Origin of the sequence: Qipengyuania flava (assembly GCF_011762005.1) — a bacterium.
Classification (GTDB): domain Bacteria; phylum Pseudomonadota; class Alphaproteobacteria; order Sphingomonadales; family Sphingomonadaceae; genus Qipengyuania; species Qipengyuania flava.
The window spans coordinates 16,717-38,281 of record NZ_JAASQU010000003.1; the positions used below are offsets into that span (position 1 = coordinate 16,717).

General features: G+C 66.0%; 23 protein-coding genes and 1 tRNA gene. 9 read left to right on the top strand and 15 right to left on the bottom strand.

What is annotated here, in order from left to right:
• Positions 1-87 precede the first annotated feature (87 nt).
• From feoB to FHS69_RS10565, 4 genes are read right to left on the bottom strand one after another with little or no spacing between them, the layout of a single operon-like run.
• Positions 88-1,935: a ferrous iron transporter B gene (feoB, locus tag FHS69_RS10550; protein WP_166777677.1), complete on the bottom strand. Its 1,848-nt coding sequence runs from the start codon at positions 1,933-1,935 to the stop codon at positions 88-90.
• On the bottom strand, positions 1,932-2,171 hold the full coding sequence (locus FHS69_RS10555) for a FeoA family protein (protein WP_067467800.1): 240 nt from the start codon (positions 2,169-2,171) through the stop codon (positions 1,932-1,934). Before FHS69_RS10555 ends, feoB begins: the two co-directional genes overlap by 4 nt.
• A 54-nt stretch (positions 2,172-2,225) precedes the next feature.
• Positions 2,226-2,885, bottom strand: a complete 660-nt coding sequence (locus FHS69_RS10560) for a COQ9 family protein (RefSeq protein ID WP_166777678.1) — start codon at positions 2,883-2,885, stop codon at positions 2,226-2,228.
• Between the two features lie 2 nt (positions 2,886-2,887).
• The gene (locus FHS69_RS10565) at positions 2,888-3,493 is read right to left on the bottom strand and encodes an ankyrin repeat domain-containing protein (protein WP_308258852.1); all 606 of its coding nucleotides are present in this window, start codon (positions 3,491-3,493) and stop codon (positions 2,888-2,890) included.
• Between the two features lie 84 nt (positions 3,494-3,577).
• On the opposite strand from FHS69_RS10565, the gene FHS69_RS10570 reads away from it, so the two are divergent.
• Genes FHS69_RS10570 through FHS69_RS10600 form a run of 7 tightly spaced genes read left to right on the top strand, consistent with a single transcriptional unit; the run spans position 3,578 to position 8,051 of the window.
• Positions 3,578-4,162, top strand: coding sequence for an SCO family protein (locus FHS69_RS10570; protein ID WP_130587113.1), 585 nt, complete (start codon positions 3,578-3,580; stop codon positions 4,160-4,162).
• Positions 4,150-4,629: a YcgN family cysteine cluster protein gene (locus tag FHS69_RS10575; RefSeq protein WP_166777680.1), complete on the top strand. Its 480-nt coding sequence runs from the start codon at positions 4,150-4,152 to the stop codon at positions 4,627-4,629. The genes FHS69_RS10570 and FHS69_RS10575 overlap by 13 nt, the downstream gene beginning before the upstream one ends.
• Positions 4,626-5,348 carry a M48 family metallopeptidase gene (locus tag FHS69_RS10580; protein ID WP_166777681.1) on the top strand — a complete coding sequence of 241 codons (723 nt, stop codon included), beginning with the start codon at positions 4,626-4,628 and terminating at the stop codon, positions 5,346-5,348. The genes FHS69_RS10575 and FHS69_RS10580 overlap by 4 nt, the downstream gene beginning before the upstream one ends.
• Positions 5,349-5,391: 43 nt before the next feature.
• The gene (locus FHS69_RS10585; RefSeq protein WP_166777682.1) at positions 5,392-5,847 is read left to right on the top strand and encodes a hypothetical protein; all 456 of its coding nucleotides are present in this window, start codon (positions 5,392-5,394) and stop codon (positions 5,845-5,847) included.
• Between the two features lie 10 nt (positions 5,848-5,857).
• Positions 5,858-6,805, top strand: coding sequence for a bifunctional diaminohydroxyphosphoribosylaminopyrimidine deaminase/5-amino-6-(5-phosphoribosylamino)uracil reductase RibD (gene ribD, locus FHS69_RS10590; protein ID WP_166777921.1), 948 nt, complete (start codon positions 5,858-5,860; stop codon positions 6,803-6,805).
• Positions 6,806-6,825: 20 nt separating this feature from the next.
• The gene (locus FHS69_RS10595) at positions 6,826-7,443 is read left to right on the top strand and encodes a riboflavin synthase (RefSeq protein ID WP_067503857.1); all 618 of its coding nucleotides are present in this window, start codon (positions 6,826-6,828) and stop codon (positions 7,441-7,443) included.
• 20 nt (positions 7,444-7,463) lie between these two features.
• Positions 7,464-8,051 (top strand): protein-methionine-sulfoxide reductase heme-binding subunit MsrQ, encoded by a 588-nt coding sequence (locus FHS69_RS10600; RefSeq protein ID WP_166777683.1) that lies wholly within the window; start codon positions 7,464-7,466, stop codon positions 8,049-8,051.
• Here the strand turns inward: FHS69_RS10600 and FHS69_RS10605 are convergent.
• The 4 genes from FHS69_RS10605 to FHS69_RS10620 form a co-directional block, all read right to left on the bottom strand.
• Positions 8,036-8,545: a ComEA family DNA-binding protein gene (locus FHS69_RS10605; RefSeq protein ID WP_166777684.1), complete on the bottom strand. Its 510-nt coding sequence runs from the start codon at positions 8,543-8,545 to the stop codon at positions 8,036-8,038. The genes FHS69_RS10600 and FHS69_RS10605 overlap by 16 nt on opposite strands.
• 247 nt (positions 8,546-8,792) lie before the next feature.
• Entirely contained in the window at positions 8,793-9,332 is a 540-nt protein-coding gene (locus tag FHS69_RS10610) for a GNAT family N-acetyltransferase (protein ID WP_067676258.1), read from the bottom strand.
• Between the two features lie 6 nt (positions 9,333-9,338).
• Positions 9,339-10,520, bottom strand: a complete 1,182-nt coding sequence (locus tag FHS69_RS10615) for an amino acid aminotransferase (protein WP_166777685.1) — start codon at positions 10,518-10,520, stop codon at positions 9,339-9,341.
• Positions 10,521-10,631: 111 nt separating this feature from the next.
• Positions 10,632-11,432 carry a DUF1134 domain-containing protein gene (locus FHS69_RS10620; protein ID WP_166777686.1) on the bottom strand — a complete coding sequence of 267 codons (801 nt, stop codon included), beginning with the start codon at positions 11,430-11,432 and terminating at the stop codon, positions 10,632-10,634.
• Positions 11,433-11,675: 243 nt separating this feature from the next.
• Here FHS69_RS10620 and FHS69_RS10625 point away from each other — a divergent pair.
• A tRNA-Ser gene (locus FHS69_RS10625) sits at positions 11,676-11,767 on the top strand.
• A gap of 19 nt (positions 11,768-11,786) precedes the next feature.
• On the opposite strand, the gene FHS69_RS10630 is transcribed toward FHS69_RS10625, so the two are convergent.
• On the bottom strand, positions 11,787-13,139 hold the full coding sequence (locus tag FHS69_RS10630; RefSeq protein ID WP_166777687.1) for a mannitol dehydrogenase family protein: 1,353 nt from the start codon (positions 13,137-13,139) through the stop codon (positions 11,787-11,789).
• Entirely contained in the window at positions 13,136-14,536 is a 1,401-nt protein-coding gene (gene uxaC / locus FHS69_RS10635; protein ID WP_166777688.1) for a glucuronate isomerase, read from the bottom strand. Before uxaC ends, FHS69_RS10630 begins: the two co-directional genes overlap by 4 nt.
• Positions 14,537-14,599: 63 nt before the next feature.
• On the opposite strand from uxaC, the gene FHS69_RS10640 reads away from it, so the two are divergent.
• Complete coding sequence (locus tag FHS69_RS10640) at positions 14,600-16,153, top strand: UxaA family hydrolase (protein WP_243844654.1); 1,554 nt, start codon at positions 14,600-14,602, stop codon at positions 16,151-16,153.
• Here FHS69_RS10640 and FHS69_RS10645 read toward each other — a convergent pair whose 3' ends face one another.
• The 5 genes from FHS69_RS10645 to FHS69_RS10665 are packed head-to-tail and all read right to left on the bottom strand — an operon-like array spanning position 16,154 to position 21,542.
• On the bottom strand, positions 16,154-17,434 hold the full coding sequence (locus FHS69_RS10645) for a TRAP transporter large permease (protein WP_166777689.1): 1,281 nt from the start codon (positions 17,432-17,434) through the stop codon (positions 16,154-16,156).
• Positions 17,434-17,913, bottom strand: a complete 480-nt coding sequence (locus FHS69_RS10650; RefSeq protein WP_166777690.1) for a TRAP transporter small permease — start codon at positions 17,911-17,913, stop codon at positions 17,434-17,436. The genes FHS69_RS10645 and FHS69_RS10650 overlap by 1 nt, the downstream gene beginning before the upstream one ends.
• A gap of 2 nt (positions 17,914-17,915) precedes the next feature.
• Complete coding sequence (locus FHS69_RS10655) at positions 17,916-18,926, bottom strand: TRAP transporter substrate-binding protein (RefSeq protein WP_166777691.1); 1,011 nt, start codon at positions 18,924-18,926, stop codon at positions 17,916-17,918.
• 25 nt (positions 18,927-18,951) lie between these two features.
• A complete protein-coding gene (locus FHS69_RS10660) occupies positions 18,952-20,568 on the bottom strand; it encodes a family 43 glycosylhydrolase (RefSeq protein WP_166777692.1) in 1,617 nt (538 codons plus the stop codon).
• Positions 20,565-21,542 (bottom strand): alpha/beta hydrolase, encoded by a 978-nt coding sequence (locus tag FHS69_RS10665; protein ID WP_166777693.1) that lies wholly within the window; start codon positions 21,540-21,542, stop codon positions 20,565-20,567. Before FHS69_RS10665 ends, FHS69_RS10660 begins: the two co-directional genes overlap by 4 nt.
• Positions 21,543-21,565: the final 23 nt, after the last annotated feature.

Sequence of the window (21,565 nt, forward strand, 5' to 3'; positions counted from 1 at the left end):
TTCGTATCTGTTGGCGCTTGGCCTAACCGACGGTGCGAGTCGCATCTAGGGCCACGGGCGAGTTTCCCCCGTAGTGGAGGTGCTTGGTCACAACCCCGCCGCGGTCGCGATCCAGAAGGTCAGTCCGGCGAAGGCATAGGCCAGCGCGAAAAGGTAAACGACCATGAAGGTCGGCCACTTCCAGCCATTGGTTTCGCGCCGTGCGACCGCGATGGTCGAGATGCATTGCGGAGCGAAAACGAACCAGGCGAGGAAGGCCAGCGCGGTCGGCAGGGTCCACAGCGCAGCGATCTTGTCGGTCACGCCTTCGGCAGCAAGGTCCTCGTCCTCGGCATCGACCGCATAGGTCGTCGCGAGCGCGGAAACCGCTACCTCGCGCGCGGCCATTGCGGGGATCAGCGCGAGGCTCATCTCGCGGTTGAAACCGATCGGTTCGAGCACCGGATGCAGGCCGTCGGCAACCATCCCGGCGACGCTGGCGTCGAGCTGGCTTTCGCCCGGCTCGGCCTTGGGAAAGCTGAGCATCAGCCACAACGCGATGGTGACCACGAAGATGATCGTGCCCGCGCGGCGCAGGAAGACATAGGCGCGATGCCACAGGCCGATGGCCAGATCCCTGACCCGCGGCATCTGGTAGCGCGGCATTTCCATGATGAAACCGCTTGCGGCGCCCTTGGCCAGCGTGTTGCGCAGCACCAGCGCCACCACCAGGGCGCCGACGATTCCGGCGAGGTAGAGCGCGAACAGCACCAGCCCCTGCAGGCCGATGCCGGGCCCGAGCGTGGTCTCGGGAATGACCGCGGCGATGATCACCGCATATACGGGCAGGCGCGCCGAACAGGTCATCAGCGGTGCGACGAGGATGGTCGTCAGCCGGTCCTTGGGATCGGGGATCGAGCGGGCAGCCATGATGCCGGGAATGGCGCAGGCGAAACTCGACAGCAGCGGGATGAAGCTTTTGCCCGACAGGCCGACACCGGCCATCAGCCGGTCCATCAGGAAGGCCGCGCGCGCCATGTAGCCGGTCGCTTCCATCACCAGGATGAAGAAGAACAGGATCACGATCTGCGGCAGGAAGACCACCACCGACCCGACCCCGGCGAGCACGCCCTCGGTCAGGAAGTCGCGGAAGAAACCGTCGGGCATGATGTCGGCGACCCAGCCCGAAATCGCGCCGACCGCGCCTTCCAGCGCATCGGCGAAAGGCGTGGCCCAGGCGAACACTGCCTGGAAAATCACGAACAGCAGGCCGAACAGGATGACCGGCCCGATCCACGGATTGAGGAGGACGCGGTCGACCCCGTTCTCGATCGTGTGCCGCGCCGAAGCCGACAGGATCGCGGCGCGCGCCATGTGCTTGGCGGCCAACCGGCGTTCGGGCAGCGTGATGTGCCAGCGCTTGTGGGCTTCCTCGTCGGCATGGCTTTCCGCCTCGGCGATCGCCGCGCACAATTCGTCGAGCCCCTTGCGGCGCACCGCAACGGTAGGGATCACGGGCACGCCGAGCGCGGCCGACAGCGCCGCAGCATCGAGAGTCAGCCCGTCGCGTTCGGCCAGGTCAACCATGTTGAGCGCAACCACCGTGGGTCGGCCGAGCTCGAGCACTTCCTGCGCGAACACCAGGTGCTGTTCGAGATTGGCGGCGTCGAGCACCAGCACGAGCACTTCGGGCAGCGCTTCGCCCTCGAATTCGCCGTGCACGACCTTGCGCGTGACGTCCTCGTCGGGGCTGGCGGCATCGAAACTGTAGGAACCGGGCAAGTCGATCAGTTCGAGCGGCTCGCCGCTTGGCAGAGTGAGCCGGCCCGCCTTGCGCTCGACCGTGACGCCGGGATAGTTGGCGATCTTCTGGCGCGCGCCGGTTAGCGCGTTGAACAGCGCCGACTTGCCGGCGTTGGGATTGCCCACGAGGGCTGCAGTGCGATGACGGCTCATGCGGGTTCCACCTCGATCGCGCGGGCATGTACGCGGCGCAGCGCGATGGTCATCCGGCCGATGCGCAGTGCCAGCGGATCGCGCGTCCCGAAGACGCCGCGATGGACGACCGAGACTTCGGCCCCCTCGTCCACGCCCAGCGCGCGCAGGCGCTTGGCTTCGCCTTCGGCCAGCGAAGCCCAGTCGACCGCGACGATTCGTGCAGTCGTATCGTTTTCGAACCCGTCCAGCGTCATGCGCGCCGCCCTGTCAGAACTGCGCGCTTGTTGCAACCGGTTATCAATAGCCCGTTAGCGTGCGGGGTAGCGCAGGCGTCCGAGGAAGCGCGAAACGCTGAAGGTCTCGCGGTCGGGGTTGAGCCACTTGGCCTTCACCTTCTCGAACTTCATCACTCCGTCGATCCGCCGGTCGAGAAAGGCGCGGGTCTCGGCCTTGCCCTCGCTCTGGTCGTCGACGAAGACCGCCAGCGTCGCGCCGTAGATCGATGCGAGGATCGCGCGCTTGGTGTAGTGGTTGTAATCGGTCGCGGTGTCGCCCGCGAGCCGCCACATGACATCCGCGCTGTTCCAGCCCGTCTTGAGCGCGCGCGGCGCGTTCTGCGGCATGGCCATGATCGCAAGCGCGCGGCGCAGCGCTTCTTCCTGCCCCGCCACCGCATCGAGGCGGTACTGCACGAGGCTGCGGATGCGTTCGCGGATCTTCATCGCCGCGAGCGTTTCGGGTGGCAGGTCGAGCGTCATTTGCCGGTCGGTAGTCTCGATCCAGGCACAGATCATGCCCATCGCGCCATCGTCCTTGAACGCCAGCCGCGCGACGTCGCGGTCGGCGCCGAGCTGGTGGGCGGCCATGTCGAGCGCTTCCACGCTCCAGCCGTCGAACACCGCCGAATCGGCGATCCCCGGGGCCAGCGCGAGCCGCAATTCGTCGAGCGTGAGATCGGCGACGTCCATGGTCAGCTCGGCCCGTAGGCTTCGGTCTGTTCGCCGCGCTCGGCCTCGGCGCGTTCGATTTCATCGAGCATGTTGGAGCGCGCGCCCATCAGCTTCGCATAATCGCGCGCGGTGCGGCCCGAATTGTCCGCCCGATCGGCATCGGCGCCCTTCGAGACGAGCAGCCGGACCAGCCCGGCATCGCGGCGGTGGACCGCGGCGATCAGCGGCGTTTCACCGGTGGTGTTGGGCACGTCTACCGAGGCGCCCCGTTCGGCGAGGATCTCGACCCCTTCCGAAAAGCCGAGCTGCGCGGCAAGCTGCAGCGGGGTGGTGCCGTTCCTGTCCGCAAGGTTGGGATTGGCACCCTTCGCCAGAAGGAAACGCAGCCACACCGGGTCGCGGCGTTCGGTCACGATGTGCAGCGCGGTCTCGCCGCTCGACAGGTCGCGCGAATTGACCAGCACACTGCCCGGCTCCTCGAGGAACCGGGTCACCTCGTCACCTTGCCGCTTCTTGACCGCCTCGAGGAATTTGTACCCGTCGCGCTGGCCTTGCGCATGCAGTGGCGTAACAGCCAGCGACCCTGCCAGCGCAGCCAGTAGAATATTCGTCGCGAAACGCTTCACCGTGTGAATGCCCCTGTAATCTGTGATCCAATCGCGGACTCGCTCTTGCCGAGCGGCGGTTAGCAGACCATGAACCGTCGCACGATGATACGCAACCATACCCCCTTGCTCGCCGCGCTGCTCGCGCTTGCCGCCTGCCAGCAATCCGCCCCTGCCCAGCCCCCACTTGCAGGTGCCGCCATCGGCGAGGAATTCACGCTCACGGGCGAGACCGGCGAGGATGTCAGCTGGAGCGATTTCGACGGCCAGTACCGCACGCTCTATTTCGGCTACACCTATTGCCCCGACGTCTGTCCGGTCGATACCCAGCGCGCAATGGCCGGTCTCAAGGCGTTCGAGCAGGCCAATCCCGAGCTGGGCGCGCAAATCCAGCCGCTGTTCATCAGCGTCGATCCCGCGCGCGATACACCCGAAGTGCTTGCCGAGTTCACCGACAGCTTCCACCCGCGCCTGATAGGCATGACGGGGACCAAGGCACAGATCGACACGGTCACCGATGCCTTCGCCGCGACCTATTCGATCGAGGAAGCCAATGAAGCGGGCGGCTATCTGGTCGGCCATACCAACATCACCTATCTGTTCGGCCCCGACGGCGAGCCGCTGGCCATGCTGCCGACCGACGAGGGGCCCGAGGCGGTCGCTGCGGAACTGGAAAAATGGGTGCGCTGAGGGACCGTTTCTGGGAGCGGCCGCTGGCCGATCTCGATACGGCGGAGTGGGAAGCGCTGTGCGACGGTTGCGGACGCTGCTGCCTGCACAAGGTCGAATATGAAGACAGCGGCGAGATCGAGCACACCAATGTCGCCTGCCGGCTGCTCGACACGCAGACCGCACGCTGCATGGATTACAAGCACCGCAAGGCCTTCGTCCCGGATTGCCTGCGGCTGACGCTGCGCATCGTCGACGATGTCAGCTGGCTGCCCGGGACCTGCGCCTATCGCCTGCGCGCCGAAGGCCGCCCGCTGCCGCACTGGCACTATCTCATCAGCGGCGATCGCGACGCAGTGGTCGGTGCGGGCGTTTCGGTGGCGGGGCGCGTCGTCAGCGAGGACGAGGCGGGACCGCTCGAACACCATGTCGTCGACTGGGACGACGATTATGACGACGAGCCCGCGCAAGGGGACGCGGCGGCATGATCGACTGGCTGCGCCGCGAAGCGATCGAACCCGAGATCGAGCTTGGGGACCGCACGCTGCCGATCGATCTTATTCGCAACCGCCGCGCCAAGCGATTGACGCTTCGGCTCGCGCCCGATGGCAGCGCGGTGCGGATCACGCTGCCGCACTGGTGCCGCAGCGTCGAGGCGATCGGCTTCGTTCATGCGCGCCGCGACTGGCTGACCGAACAGCTCGCGAAAATCCCGCCGAAACGCGATCCGGTCGCCGAGCGGAGGCTGATGTATCGCGGCACGCAGATAGCGCTCGACTGGCGCGCAGATGTCCCGCGGCGTCCGGACCTCGACGGCGATACTCTGACGATCGGCGGGCCGCAGGACACGCTGACGCGTCGCCTGCAGCGCTGGCTCGAAGCCGAAGCGCTGCGTCTGTTCGCTGCGGACGCGCGCGATTACTGTTCGGCCGCCGGGCTCGATACTGCCAGCGTCAAGCTTACCCGTGCGCGCAAGCGCTGGGGCAGTTGCTCGTCCGAAGGCGTTTTACGGCTGAACTGGCGGCTGGTGCAGGCTCCCGATGCGATCCGCCGTTCGGTGGTGGCGCACGAAGTCGCGCATCTGGTGCATTTCGACCATTCGCCCGCCTTCCACGCGCTGCTGGGCGAGCTCTACGAGGGCGATATCGATCAGGCCAACCGCTGGCTCAGCCGGCACGGGCGCGAACTCTACGCCGCGTTCGATTGACGCAGACTGGCGCGGTTCATCGAAAGCCCCTATCTTGCCTGCCATGCGCCTGACCTCTCGTTTCAATGCCAAGGCCGGTTTTGCCGATCTGTGGGACTATTTGCGCGAACCGCGCCCCTATCGCTGGCCGCTGCTTGCCGTGTCCTTCGCGATCCCGCTCGGCGGCCTGCTCGCCCTGACGCAGGAATCGCATTTCCGTCCGCCCGATGCACCGAAGGTAAGCTATATCTCGACCTTTGCCGAAGGGCGCAGCGACGAGGAAATCCGCCAGTCGAACATCGCCAACCAGCAGCGCAAGGAAGCGCGCGAGGCCGAGCGCGCCGAACTTCAGGAACGCAAGGTCGAAGCCTACAAGGCGCTGGGGCGCGCCACGGGGCTCGATGTCGACGCGATGGAGCGCGAGGCCGCAATCGAACGCGCCCGCGAGGAAGTCGCGGCCGAAGCGCGGCGGCGTGAACTCTACGCGGCAGGTTCGGACGGTGCCGACAACGGCGAGTGATGCGCGCTGGATGGATGCGGCAGCGCGGCTAAGCACGCGCGCGCGTCCTGCCAGCCACCCCAACCCCGGTGTCGCCTGCATTCTGGTCCGCGACGAAATTGTCGTCGGACGCGGCTGGACCGCAACTGGCGGACGTCCGCATGCTGAGGCCGCAGCTCTGGCGCAGGCTGGCGACGCTGCGCGAGGGGCGACCGCCTATGTCACGCTCGAACCCTGTGCCCACCGTTCGGAGCGCGGCCCCGCCTGCTGCGACCTGCTGGCGCATGCCGGGGTGGCGCGCGTGGTGGCGGGCGTCGAGGATCCCGACCCGCGCACCGCGGGCGAAGGCTTGGCCCGGCTGCGCCGCGCAAGGGTGGCCACCGACCTGCTTTCCTCTCCTGCCGCGCAGGCCAGCCTCGCCGGCTACCTCGCCCGCGCCGCGCATGCCCGCCCGCATGTCACGATGAAGATAGCCATGTCGCTCGACGGCTGCATCGCCACGGCGGGCGGAGAAAGCCAATGGATCACCGGCCCGCAGGCGCGCGCGCATGTCCATGCCCAGCGTGCCCGCGCCGATGCCATTCTCGTCGGCGGCGGCACCTGGCGCGCGGACCGACCACGGCTCGACGTACGCCTGCCGGGACTGGAGCATCACGCGCCGCAACGCATTGTGCTGACGCGCGGGGTCGCGCCCGATGGCGTCAGGGTCATCAATACCCCCGCGCAGATTGGCGCGCTGGAGGCGCTCTATCTCTACGTCGAGGCGGGTGCGGATATCGCCGCCAGCTTGCTGGCAGACGATCTGGTCGACCGGCTCGAAATCTACCGCGCGCCGATCGTCATCGGGGGCGGCCGGGGTGCGGTGTCTGATTTCGGGCTCGCTGCACTCGATGATGCACATGGCCGCTGGGCACTGGTCGAGCGACGCCAGCTTGGCAGCGACAGCTTCGAGGCCTACAGCCGCCAGCGCCAAGAATAGAGGGTTAGGCAGGAGCAAGCATGTTCACCGGCATCGTCACCGCCATCGGCACCATCACAAACGTCGAGGACCGGGGCGACACGCGTGTCGTCGTGGCCTGCCCCTGGGACCCCGCGGGTATCGATATCGGTGCATCGATCGCCTGTTCGGGCGTGTGCCTGACCGTGGTCGAAAAGGGTGGCAAGCAAGGCGACGCCTGGTTCGCAGTCGACGTTTCGGGCGAAACCGTAGCGCGGACCGCGCAAGACCAGTGGCGCGCCGACCGGCGGCTCAATCTCGAACCCGCCTTGCGGCTGGGCGACGAACTCGGTGGGCATCTGGTCACCGGCCATGTAGATTCGGTCGGTCGGGTCGCGCTGGTCGAGGATATCGGCGGGTCGACGCGGCTCGAAATCCTCGCCGGGCCGGACATCGCGCCCTTCGTTGCGGAAAAGGGCTCGATCACCGTCGACGGCGTTTCGCTGACCGTCAACGATATCGAGGACGAGGCGAATGGCGATGTGCGCTTCGCGCTCAACATCATCCCGCACACGGGCGAAGTGACCACGCTGGGCGACCTGTCCGAAGGCGATGCGGTCAATCTCGAGATCGACGTGCTCGCGCGTTACCTCAAGCGGATGCAGAGTCTCGCCGGCTGACGGGCACGGCGATCAGGCCCATGTTCTCCGCCCTCAAGCGATCGCGCCCGTTGGTCTGGCTGCTGCTGGCGTTCCCCGCGTTGTGGATCGGGTTGCGTTGGGCCATCACGCCCGGCGAATACGGCTATGGCCATGCGATCGCAGACAGCGGCGATTGGGCGGCCTGGCTGCTGATGGCAACGCTCGCGGTCACCCCGCTGCGGCTGGTCTTCAAGCGCAGTGGCTTGACCTTGTGGCTGATGCGCAGGCGGCGCGAGATCGGGGTGGCCAGCTTCGGCTATGCGGCGCTGCACACCGCGATCTATCTGGTGCGCAAGGGTTCGCCCGAATATGTGCTGGCCGAATTCACCACCCCCTACATGCTGGCGGGCTGGGCGGCGCTGGCGTTGTTCGTGCCGCTGGCGCTGACGTCGAACGATGTATCGGTGCGGTTGATGAAGCGCGGCTGGAAGCGCCTGCACCGGCTGGTCTATCCGGCGGCGGTCCTCACCTTCCTTCACTGGGTATGGTCGGCTTTCGACCCGACCACGGCCTGGATCCACATCGGGATCCTGGCCGCGATCGAGATCGTCAGAATTGCGCTGCAGCGCGCTCAGAGAGTGACGTAGTTCTTGAACCGTTCGACTTCGGCTTCGTCGACATACTTGCCGATCTCGCGATCGAACACGCCCATGTCTGCATAGGGCCGGTATTCTTCGAATTCGTGAACCATCTTGTCGGTCATGCCGGGGATGAGACGAATTTCTTCCTCGGTTCCGCTGTTGAGGTTCACCGGAACGAAGACGCTGGTGAGAACGGCGGCGGCTTCCTCGGCGCTCAGCGTTTCGAGCAGCTTGGCGTTGAGGTCGGTGACGCTGGCATAGGGCTGGCCGGCGACGATCGCGGCGGCCAGTTCCTCGCTCACGCCTTCGGTACCGGCGAGCTGTTCGGCCGTGGCGGTGTTGGCGTCGAGCACGGCGGCGGTTTCGACGGCTGCGGCATCTTCCGTCGCTTCGACTTCGGCGGTGTCGGCTGCATCGGTGCTTTCGTCGGCAGCGCCCGAGCAGGCTGCGAGAGTGAGCATGGTGCCCGAAAGGGCGGCGGCAAGTACCAGCTTACGCATAGGATGATTCCTCCTTTTGAGAAGCGCTCGCAATAGCCGCAGTATCGCCGAATGAAAAGCGAAGCGTGGCGATTTTCCTACTCGGGCGAATGCTGCTCGAAGCTGCGGGATGCCGCAGCCGTTTCTCTCTCGCCGTTTTGCCCGTTTCGCAGGCCCGGCGGGAGCTCGGCGGTTTCTTCACCCGGACCGTGTAGCAGGCGGTCCATGTGACAGGACTTGCCCGCGGCAGTCCTACACGGGTCCTACATCAGGCCAGCGGGCCCTGCTGGTGGGATTCGCGATCGATCTCGTAAACCAGATGCACCACGCGCTTGCCCTGGTAACGGCCCAGCTCGTAGCGGGTAGTACGCGCCGCGCCGATCGCCTCGAGCGCATTGCGCGAACGGTAATTGGTGTCGCCCACGCGAAACTCGACCAATGCCACATGGGCGAAGGCGTGCGCCAGCATCGCGCGCTTCATCTCGGGGTTGTAGCCCTTGCCCCAACAGCGCGGGGCGAGGAAGGTCCAGCCGATCTCGACCACCCCGCCTTCGTCGGGATCGAACCGGTCGAAGCGCGTCATTCCGAGCATGCGCTCGTCGCGCCTGTCGCATACGGCCAGTGCGCCCCCGCTTGCCAGACCCTCGTCGAAGAAGGCGTCGAACACGTCGCGCCGCCAGCGATCATGGATCGGGTGCTGTTCCCACACCGCCGGATCCGACGCGATGCCAAAAAGGGCTTCGCGATCGGTCTCGGCCAGCGGGCGCAGGACCAGCCGCTCGGTCTCGAGGGTCGGCTGGCGTTCCATCGGGGATCAGCCCCCTGTGACGTCCGCCAGCGCGGCGATGAACTTGGGCGTGTTGCCCTCGTGCAGGCCGGCCACGTTGATCCGGCCCGAACCGGCCATGTAGATGCCGTGATCCTCGCGCAGGCTGGCGATCTGCGCCTTGCTCAGCGGCAGCACCGCGAACAGGCCGTTCTGGTTCGCCAACGCCGCAAGATTGAGCCCGGGAACGTCTTCATCTGCCGCTGCCAGCCGCTCGCGCACGCGCCGCATCCGCTCGCGCATCTCCGCCAGCTCCTCGAGCCACAGAGCGGTGAGCGCGTCGTCGCGCAGCACGGTGCGCACTGCCGCGCCGCCGTGGTCGGGTGGCATCGACCAGTTGGCGCGCGCCAGCGCATTGGCATTGGACGTGATGGCGGGCAGCGCATCGGCGTTCCGGGCGAGCATGTAGAAGGCGCCCACGCGGTCGCGGTAGAGGCCGAAATTCTTGTCGCAGCTATAGGCGATCAGCGCTTCGGGGACCGCCGCGAGCACCTGCCGGACGCCCGCGACGTCCTCTTCAAGGCCCTGACCGAGCCCATGATAGGCCACGTCGAGGATCGGCAGCACACCGCTCTCGGCGAAGGCCTGGGCGATCTGGGCCCATTGCGCGTCGGTGTAGTCGACACCGGTAGGGTTGTGGCAGCAGCCGTGCAGCAGCACCGCATCGCCCGGCCGCGCTTTGGCGATTACATCGAGCAGCGCGTCGATATCGGCAGTGCCATCGGCCTTGGCATGACTGAAGCCGACCGTCTCGACACCCACATCCTCGAGGATCTGCGCGTGGTTGGGCCAGCTGGGCGTGCCGAGGTGGATACGTGTGATCCCCGCGGCTTTGCCCAGCGCGACCGCGAGACGCACCGCACCGGTCCCGCCCGGCGTCTGCATCCCCTCGAGCCGGCCGCCCATCGTGGCGTCCTTGCCGAAGATGTAAGGCTTGAGCGCATCGACGAAGCCGGTGTCGCCCTCGGGCCCGAGATAGCTCTTGGAATCCTGCGTATCGACCAGCTTCTGCTCGGCTGCCTTGATCGCGCGGAAGACGGGCGTCGCGCCGTCATTGGTGCGGTAGACGCCGACGCCGAGGTCGATCTTGTCCTCGCGCGGGTCCGCGGCATGCATCTTGATGAGCGCGAGCAGCGCGTCGGGAGACTGGGCTTCGAGTTGGTCAAGCATGGCCGCCTCATCGCCCGATATGCGAAGGGCCGCAACAGGAAATCCCGTCGCGGCCCCCTGCCCTGGCGAATTATCATTGTGCGATCCGAAGGGCGTCTTGTGCGCCTGTACTCAGAAGGGCAGCCAGCGGTGCTTCTTGGAGAACTTCATGTATCCGGCATTGACCCCGAGCCGCAGCCCCGCGCCCATCCGGATCGGGATCAGCACGACATCGCCCTTGCGCAGGTAGCTCGCGGTCAGCCCGCCGATGACATAGGCCTGCCCCTCGCCCGCAGGATAGCGCTCGTAGAGCTCCTCGCTGTCGTAGAGGTTGTAGACCAGCACGAAGGTGCTGCCCGCGTTCGCGCCTGCGTCGAACCCGATCGACGGGCCGGTCCAGTAGACCGGCATCTCGCCCTCGACCTTGTGATAGAGCGTACCCGAGCCGTAGCGTGCGCCGACGATGAACGCCCCGCCCGCCTCGCGTCCGACGATATAAGCATTGGGTTCCCCCTGTTCGGCAAGCAGGTTGCGGATCATCTTGGCAACGCCTTCCGCGCCCTTGCCGAACACGCCTTCCGCCGCGCCGATCAGGTCGTCTTCGCGATAGGTCGTCGCGGGATCGTCGACAGTGGCAGTTTCGACCGCGTCGCTCGCGGCTTCCTCGGCGGATTTCTCGGACCATTGCGGCTGTTCGGGATAGGCATCCGCCGTGGCCGTCGCTTCGGGCGTGGGGGTGTAGCTCGGTACAGGCGTCGGGGTGGCCGCGGGCTCGCCATAGACCGGCTGGTCGCCCGGCTGCTCGACGAGATCGCCGTCGATCGCGCTGTTCGGGTCGATCGTTTCGACCTGGGCGGACAATGGCGCGGCGACCATCCCGAATGCGGCGAACACCAGTCCGAGCCGCGGCCAGGTGCGTGTGAATGTGGTCATCGATCCCTCCGTGTCGGCGGCGCTGGCGCAGACAGCTGCGCCGTGAGAAGAATCCTCTTTGAGCGGTGCGGCAATGAAACGGCGATGAACCGAATCGGAAATGCGGCGAAGCGAGTCGTTTGCGGGGTCGGGCGGTGCTCGACCGGCGCCTTTCGACGAGGCACAAAACTCCCCTTGATGGGGCGGGATACCGTGGCTATAGCGCGCCCCTCGCAACCGGCGATGCCGGATCCTGCGAGATGCGGAGACGTGGGTGAGTGGCTGAAACCAGCTCCCTGCTAAGGAGCCATACCTGGTAACGGGTATCGAGGGTTCGAATCCCTCCGTCTCCGCCATTTCCCGAAAACGGAATGGTCAGCGCAGCAGCGGGAGCAGCCTGGTGTAGCCGGGCCAGAGCGGCGCGCGACCGCCTGCACCATCGAAGCAGTGCGCGACCAGCGCCGCGCGCCCCTCGCCCTGTGCGAGCGGGACAAGCGTCTCGCCGTGCGGATCGTCGACCGCAGTGCCTTGCTCGATATGACGGATCCACGCCGCGAGGCCAGCCACGATCGCATCACACCGCTTTCCCGTGCGGACGCAATCGATCGCGGTATCGAGCCAACGCTGCGGGATCTTCTGCGTACCGTCCATCGCGATTTGGTCGAGCCGGTGGCGGAGAGCGGGATCGGCGAAGCGGGTCAGCAACTGATCGGCATAGGCATCCAGGTCCTGCCCGGGTGCGGGCGTGATCGATGGCAAAGCCTCCTCGGTCATGAGCCGGGTAGCGAGTTCGCGCAGACGCCGATCTGCCACCGCCTCGTGCACGAAGCGGTAACCTGCTTCGAGCCCACAATAGGCGAGCAGCGAATGCGCACCGTTGAGCATGCGCAGCTTGGCGGTCTCGTAGGGCGCAACGTCGGCCACCAACTGCACTCCATGCCGCCCCCAGCGGGGGCGCCGCGCGGCAAAGCGGTCCTCGATCACCCACTGGCTGAAGCGCTCGGTGAAGACTGCGCCCTCATCGCGCAGGCCGATCCGCGCTTCCAGATCGTGGAGATCTTCGCCGCCGCTGCGCGGAACGATGCGGTCGATCATGGTCGAAGGGCAGGTACAGTGCTGCTCGAACCAGTCCGCTACAGCGGGGGCCTCCGCTTCGATCCACTCGCTCATCAAGCGCTGCAGCACCGCACCATTGTGGGCGAGATTGTCGCAGGACAGAAGCGTAACCCCGGCCAAGCCTGCTGCCCGCCGTCGCGCGAGCGCTTCACCAAGCAGCGGGTAGAAGCTCTGGCGAGCCGCCGCGAAGTCGAGGCTGCCGTCGGCTGCACGGGCATAACCCTTCTCGGTCACGGTGAAACTGACGATGTGGCATGCCGGATCGGCGATGCGCGCGACTACCGCCTCGTGTTGTTCGGGCGCGAACAGCACTTCTCGGACTGCGCCGATCACCCGGCTGTTCGCGGCGTTCCCGCTGCGCTCGGTCAGCGTGTAGAGCCCGCCTTGCGGATTGAGCTGCGCGGCAACGTCAGGTGAGCGAAGCGAAACGCCGCTTATCGCCCAGCCCTCGTCCCCCGCCGCCATCGCGCGATCGGCGTACCAGGCCTGGTGCGCACGGTGGAACGCGCCGATCCCGAAATGGGCGATGCCCAGCGCCTGCGCATCGCGATCATAGCCGAACCTTTCCACCTGCGGGGGCAGGTGGTGCAGCGTATCGGGTGCCAGCCTCACAAGCGGTAGGCCCGTTTGGCGAGGCCATATGCCAGCTCCGGCGCCAGTTCGGCCGCTTCCCAGTCCTCGAGCCGATGTTCGACGACGAGTTGCGCGAGGAAGCCGCAATCGATGCGTCGCGCGACATCGTGCCGCGCCGGGATGGAAAGGAAGGCGCGCGTATCGTCGTTGAAGCCGACCGTATTGTAGAAGCCTGCGGTCTCTGTCGTCATCTGGCGGAAGCGGCGCATGCCCTCGGGGCTATCGTGAAACCACCATGCCGGGCCGAGTTTGAGGCACGGATAGTGCCCCGCCAGTGGCGCCAGTTCGCGCGCATAGCTGCTTTCGTCGAGCGTAAACAGAATGATCGAAAGGTTCGCTTCATTCCCGAAACGGTCGAGCAGCGGCTGCAGCGCGTGGACGTAGTCGGTTCGCGTCGGGATATCGGCGCCCGTGTCGCGCCCGAAGCGTTCGAACAGCTGGCGGTTGTGATTGCGCAGGCTCCCCGGATGGATTTGCATGACCAGCCCGTCATCGACACTCATCGCCGCCATTTCTGTGAGCATCTGCGCGCGGAAAAGTTCGGCATCCGCGCTGCTTCCCGTCCCCGTCTTTACGCGGTCGAACAGCGCCTGTGCTTCTGCGGAAGAAAGATTGGCGGTCGCGGCGGTCGGGTGGCCGTGATCGCTCGAGGTCGCCCCCATTTCGGCGAAAAAGCGGCGCCGCTGGCGATGCGCGGCAAGATAGCCTGGCCAGGTCATCGTGTCCTCGCCCGTCAACTCGCCAAGCTGCGCCAGATTGTGCACGAACCCCTCGAACTCTGGATCGACGACGGCGTCTGGGCGATAGGCGGTGATGACGCGGCCGTTCCAGTCGCTGGCTCGGATCGCGGCATGGTGATCGAGCGTGTCGAGCGGGCCTTCGGTCGTCGCGAGGACTTCTATGCCGTAGCGATCGAACAGCGCCCGGGGTCGGAACTCGGGAGTTTGCAGCTTCTCGGTGATTGTATCGAAATAGAGGTCGGCTGTACTGGCTTCGAGCCGCACATCGAGCCCGAATGCCTCGGAAAAGACCCAGTCGAGCCACATTCTGGAGGGGGTGGCGCGAAACAGGTGATAGTTCTCCGCGAATATCCGCCACGAGGCACGTGGATCCGCGCTACTTCCGGCAATACCCAAATCCTCGAGAGCGATCCCCTGCGAATAGAGCATGCGGAAGACGTAATGATCGGGGTGGAGCAGCAGTTCGCTGGCATTGCCGAAGGGCTCGTTGCGCGCGAACCATGCCGGATCGGTATGCCCGTGCGGACTGATGATCGGGAGCTGCGCGACCGTAGCGTAGAGCTCGCGAGCGAGCGCCCGCACGCTCGGCTCGGCAGGGAACAGGCGGTCTTCGTGCAATTCGAGCGGTCGGCTCATGCTTCTCTCCCCAAGACGCTTGTGGTAACCGGTGTCAGAGAGAGACTTCTGCCCGTGGTGCCGATGGAAATCAACTCACGGGAAAATGAGGATGGGCTGATGCAGGATGACGGGACAGGCAGTGAATCCGGACGACGCGATGCCTGGCTGTGCCATGCAGCCGACAGCGTCGCCATCGCACTGCATGACCTCAAGGCCGAAAGTTGGGTGGAGGTCGGGGATGACGCCATTCGCCTGCCGGAGGCCATCGACAAGGGGCACAAGCTCGCCTTACGGCCGCATACGCCGGGCGAAACCATCATTCGGTATGGAATGCCGATCGGCAGGGCCACCGCCCCGATCGCGATTGGCGCCCATGTGCACAGCCATAACCTTGCCACTGCGCTGGGGGGCGAGCGCGATTACGGGTGTTTTGCCGCCACGCCTCCTGTGCTCGGACAGATGCCCGCGCTCGGCGATTGGCGCGGCTATCGCCGCGAGGATGGGCGGTTCGCGACGCGCAATGAGATTTGGGTCTTGCCGACGGTCGGCTGCGTCGCACCGCTGGTGGAGACCGTGGCGCGCGAAGCGCATGCGCGCCACGCGGGTTTGCTCGACGCGGTGGTGGGCTTCGGCCACCCGCACGGCTGTTCGCAACTCGGCGATGATCTTTCGGGGACGCGCGCCCTGCTCGCAGCGCTGTGCGACAATCCCAATGCAGGGGGCGTCGTGCTGGTAGGCCTTGGCTGCGAGAGCAACCAGCTCGACGAACTGCTGGCTGCCATTCCCGCGCGCAGTCGCGCCAAACTGCGTATGATGCGTGCGCAGGACGCAGGGGACGAGCGTGAACGCCTGCTCGCGCTTATCGCCGAACTGGCGCAGGAGATCGGGTCGCTGGAGCGCGAGACAGCCCCCGCATCGGCGCTCACGATAGGCCTGAAATGCGGTGGGTCCGATGCATTATCGGGCCTGACCGCCAACCCCCTGCTGGGCCGGTTCAGCGATCGGCTGGCGGCTGCAGGCGGAAGCCTTGTGCTTACCGAAATTCCCGAGATCTTCGGTGCGGAAGAGGCCTTGCTTGCGCGCTCGACCTCGCGCGAGACATTCGAACAGGCCGGCGCGCTGGTAAATCGCTTCAAACGCTATTTCCTCGATCAGGGGCAACCTGTTTCCGAAAATCCCTCGCCCGGCAATATCGCCGGGGGGATCACGACGCTGGAAGAAAAATCGCTCGGTGCCGTGCAGAAGGGCGGCAGCGCACCACTGGTCGACGTGATCGACTATGGCGGCATCGCTTCGCGGCCGGGGCTGACGCTTCTGGAGGCTCCCGGCAATGACGCGATCTCTTCGACCGCGCTGGCCGCGGCAGGAGCGACGATGATCCTGTTCACCACCGGTCGCGGAACGCCGCTGGGCTTCCCGGTTCCGACGATGAAGATTGCATCGAACAGCGCGCTCGCCGCCGCCAAGCCCGGCTGGATCGATTTCGACGCGGGCCGCGTGCTCACCGAAGGCGCGGTTGCGGTCGATGAAGACTTCGCAGAATGCTTGCTCGCCACGGCAAGCGGCCGCCCCACCGCCGCCGAGACCGGCGGCCAGCGGGTGATCGCGATCTGGAAACGCGGCGTTACGCTCTGATCAGCCGAACACGCCCGGCAGCCACAGCGAAAGCGACGGAACGAAGGTGATAACCACCAGCGCCGCGATCAGCGTGAGGTAGAACGGCCAGATCGTCTTGACCAGCGCGGTCACGGGCACCTTGCCGACCGCCGAACCGACGAACAGCACCGAGCCCACCGGCGGCGTCACCAGTCCGATGCCCAGGTTCAGCATCATGATGATGCCGAAATGGACCGGATCGACACCCACATCCATCGCGACCGGCAGGAAGATCGGCGTGGTGATGACGATCAGCGGTGCCATGTCCATGAAGGTGCCCAGCGCCAGCAGCATCAGATTGATGATGAGCAGAGTCAGGATCGGATTGTCGGTCATCACGCCGATCAGCGCCCCCATCGCGGCGGGCACTTCGAGCAGTGCCAGTGCGAAACCGAAAGCGGTAGCCGCAGCGATGATGAACAGCACCATGGCGGCGGTGCGAACCGATTTTCCTGCGGCCTCCCACATGCCTTCCCAGCCCAGGCTGCGATAGACGAAGGTGCCGATCAGCATGGTGTAGATCACGGCGATGGCGGAGCTTTCAGTCGGGGTGAAAAAGCCGCTGAGGATGCCGCCCATGATAATAACCGCGGTCATGAGTCCGGGAATGGCATAAGCGGCGGCGAGCACGAATTCGCGCCAGCCGGGGAACCGGCCGATGGGCAATTTGCCGCGCCTTGCCACTAGCCATGCGACCAGCATCAGCATGACGCCAGTCAGGACGCCCGGCAGCACTCCAGCGAGGAACAGGTCTCCGATCGAGACCCCGATGCCGGACGCTGCGGAATAGATGATCATGTTGTGCGAGGGCGGGATCAGCAGGCCGACGATCGCCGCGGTCACGGTGACATTGACGGCATAGTCGCCCGGATAGCCCTTGTCCTTCATCAGCGGGACCATGGTCGAGCCGATCGCCGAGGCGCTGGCGATGGCCGAACCCGACACCGCACCGAACATCATCGAGGCGCCGACATCGACGATGCCGAGACCGCCGCGGACCCGGCCGATCGCCGCATCGGCTACCCGCACGAGGCGCTCGGCAATGCCCGCGCGATACATCAGGTCGCCCGCAAAGATGAAGAAGGGGATCGCCATCAGCGTGAAGACGCTGATGCCCGCTGCGACACGCTGGACCGCGACGATGGGCGGGATGTCCATCGCGAGGAAACAGGCGAGTGCTGCCGCGAGCAGCGAAAAGGCCACCGGCACACCGATGACGAGCAGAGCGAAAAGCACGCCGAACAGGACAAGCAGTTCCATCAGCCTTCCCCCTCGCCTGCGGAATCTTCCGCGATGTGCCGCCCGCTGATGATCTGCGGCAGCGCGAACAGCGCCATCAGGAGGCCCGACACCGGCAGCGGAACATAAGCCACGGCGCGACTGACGCCGAGCGAGGGCACGCTGTTGCCGCGCACCGCCCAGCAAAGCTGCGTGCCATAGACGAGCAGCACCAGCCCGATTGCTGCCACCACCAGCGCAGTGAAGCGCAGCAGCGGGCGGGCGCGCGGTCCGAGTTTCTCCTCGAGCAGTGCGATGCGGATGTGAAAGCCCTCGTAGACCCCCGCCGCGGCAGCGAACATCACATACCAGATCATCAGGATCAGCGAGGCCTGCTCGGTCCATGAAGGACTGGAATTGAGCACGAAGCGACCGAACACCTGCCAGCCGATGATCGCGGTCATCGCCAGCAGGCCGATTGCTCCGAAGGCGATCAACAGGCGCGAAAGGGACGCAGCCATGACTATTCCTCCCTCATTTCACGAATGCGGCGCACGATGTCCCGCTGCGCGGGCGTGGTGATGAACTCGTCCCAGACCGGCCGCATCAGCGCGGCGAAAGGCGCAGGATCGACGCTGTTGACTGCGACATCGGAAGCGGCAACCGCGGCTTCGGCCTCGGCCACGCGAATGTCCCACAGGCGACGCATCTCCACGACCGAGGCCTTGGCCGCTTCCCGGACGAGCGCCTGATCGGGCGGTGCAAGCCGATCCCAGCTGGCCTTGCTCATCACCAGCGCCTCGGGCGTCAGCAGGTGCTGCGTCAGGCTGAGATGGGTGGCGACCTCGTAATGGCGTTCGCCCACGAAGGTCGGCCAATTGTTTTCCGCCCCGTCGATGACACCCTGCGCCAGCGCCTGGTAGATCTCGCCGAAGGGGATCGGTACCGCATTGGCGCCCAGCGCATTGACCATCGCGATATAGAGGTCGGAGGCGGGCACGCGGATCTTGAGCCCGCGCAGGTCCTCGGGCGCGGTGATCGGGCGGCGCATGTTGTAGAAGCTGCGTGCGCCGGAATCGTAGATGCACAGGCCGATCAAATTGTGCGGTTCGAGCGCGGCCATGACCTCGTCGCCCACTTCGCTGTCGACCACGCGGCGCATATGCGCGACCGAATCGAAGACGAAAGGCAGGCAGAAGGGCAGCGTCATCGGCTCGATCGAATTGAGCGGCGCGAAATTCACCCGGTTGAAATCGATCCCGCCGAAGCTGGTAATCTCGAGCGTATCGGTCTCGCTGCCGAGCTGGCCGCCGGCGAACATCCTGATGCCCAGCCTGCCACCCGTATTTGCATCGAGATAGCGGCCCATGAATTCGACCGCGCGCACCGTGGGATAATCGCCCGGATGCGCATCAGCACCGGTGAACAGCCCGGACATGACCGGCTTGCAGGCCGGAAGCATCGCAGCGCCTCCCAGCGCCATACCCCCCGCCAGCAAATGGCGACGCGACAACGCCGCGTTTGCAATACCCATCTTCGTTCCGCTCCCCATAATGCGTTCAGTCATCCAGTGCGGTGAAGCGGAAGTCACGGAATTTCGCCTCGCCCGGTCCTGCCGCATAAAGGCCCGGGCGCAGCATCAGGAAGTCGCCGCGCACGTTGTGGTGATAGCCGGACACTTCCATCCCGCGATCGAAGCGGTGCCAGGTTTTCCCGCCATCCCCGCTGGTATCGTAGGTGACGATGTGGCGCCGGTTGGTCACGCGCATCCGCATCCTCGCGCCATGCGGATTGGCGGGCCGTGCCCGCTCGCGCCCGTATTGATGCGTGACGAAGCGCGTGTCGTCGAAGCCGAGCCCGCAATAGAGCTTGTCGTCATAGAACAGGATCAGCCCCGCCCGTCCCCCCGGCGCAATCTCGATATCGCATTCGAAGCGATAGGATCGATCCCCTGCGGTCAGCAGCAGCGGCGATCCGCTGGACGGCGCCGCGCCCTTGCCCTTCAGCCGCAGCACACCGTTGCCGCTGGTTGCCCGTACCGCTTCATCGGCGTCGGGCTTGAAGAAGGCCCATTTACTGCCCAGCGCCAATGGGGCGGAGAAATCGTCGGTCAGCGGCATGCCATGTGTCACCGCAGTGCCCCCGCCCGGTTTGGCGATCGGCGCGGACAGATCGCCGCCGGTCATGCGGAACCACCCGTCGGGGGTGAATTCGACGGGATCGAGCAGACATTGCCGGCCAAGCGTCCAATAGCCGTTTTCATAGCCGTGGTAGAACGACCACCAGCTACCATCGGGCGCTTCGACCAGCGAGGCATGACCGCGCGACCACCACGCCTCATCCACGCTCTCGGTGCGGACCAGCGGATTGCCCGGATGGTGCTCCCACGGACCATGCAGCGAGCGCGACCGGGCGGCGATGACCATATGCCCGGTCGGTGGACCGGCGGTACCGCCCACGGCAGTGATCATGTAATACCAGCCGCCGATGCGGTGGATCTTGGGCCCCTCGGGCGAAAACCCCTCGACGATCCAGTCGGACGGATAGCGCCAGGGATCGTAGACGTGCTCGACTGCGCCGGCGAGCGAGAGATTGTCGTCGGACAGGCGAACACGGTCGCCGCCCGACAGGAACAGCCAGCGGCTGTCGTCTTCGGCCACGGCATGGCAGGGATCGATATGGTTCGGCAGGCCGAGCGGGATTGGACCGCTCCACGGGCCCGCGATATCATCTGCCCATGCCACGAAGATATCGTTCTGCGGCTGCGCCTTAACCGGGATGTAGAGGAGATACCGGCCCTTGTCCTTGTGCAGGCTGGGCGCCCAGACCGACCCGATGTTCCGCGTCAGCGCAGCGTCGAGCGGGCGCCAGTTCACCAGATCGCGCGAATGCCAGATCGTCAGCCCGGGATAGGCGTCGAAAGTCGAGAAGGTCATGTAATAGTCCGCGCCATCCTTGAGGATCGCGGGATCAGGACGGTCGCCCGAGACGACGGGATTGAGGAAACTCCCATTGCCGAGATCGGGGATACGCTGGTTATCGAAGCCGCGCCGGTACCGGCTTGCGGCAGGAGCATCGTGCGTTCGCGCAGCTAGCGGAGCGGACAATGCGGGCACGAGGCTCGCCAGTCCTGCCCCGCCGACCCCGGCGAGCAAATCCCTGCGTCGGATCGTCATGCAAAATTCCTTGTTCTGGCCCAGGAGAGCCACAGTTCCGGCCAGACTTCGACCGGTTTGCCCGCTGCCTTGCGAAGCCCGAAACCGTGTCCACCGGCCTCGAACAGATGCGTTTCGACGGGTAGGTCGCGCGCCTTGAGCGCCGCGCGCATACGGAGCGTGTTCTCGACCGGGACCGAAGCATCGTCCTCCGCATGGAGCAGGAAGAAGGGCGGCGCATCGGCGGGTACATTCTCATCGGGCGAATGCGCGCGTTCGAGCGCGGCGTCGGCGTCGCTGCCGATCAGCAGTTCCCGCGATCCAGCATGCGCTATGCCGGGTTCCATGCTGATCACCGGGTAAATGCACGCGGCACTGTCGGGCCGCGCGGAAAGCGTATCGGCTGCATCGACCGGTTCATAGGCCGCACGGTCGAACCGTGTCGCAAGGTCGGCGCACAAATGCCCGCCGGCGGAAAAGCCCATCGCGTTCACACGCGCCGGGTCGAGCCCCCATTCACGGGCGCGGCTGCGAATGAGCCGCATCGCGCGCTGCGCATCGCTGAGCGCCACGTCGGGTCCGGCCGCCCAACCGTCGCCGGGCAAACGATAGAAGAGTACGAAAGCGGTGATGCCGCGGCTGGCAAGCCACCGGCCCATTTCATAGCCTTCCTTGTCGATGACCACATGGCGGTATCCGCCGCCCGGCAGCAGCAGGACGCTGGCGCCGGTGGGACGTTCGGGCTGGAAAACGCTCACACGCGGAGCGGTTATCCCGGCGACCGCGCGGTCCTGGTAGGACGGGTCTGCCGCCCGGTCGGCGATGAGCTCCAGCGGCGCCCGATCGGGGAAGCCCGGCGCGCCATCCGGCCAGAGTTCAAGCGTTGCGAGCTTCGCATCGGTAGGGTCGCGGATGGGGCGCGCAGCAGCGCCGCCGGCCAGAATTCCCGACAGCGAAAGGCCCGCGACGAGAAGCGACCGTCGATCACTTCTCATGCGCGAGCCCTCGTCGTCATCAC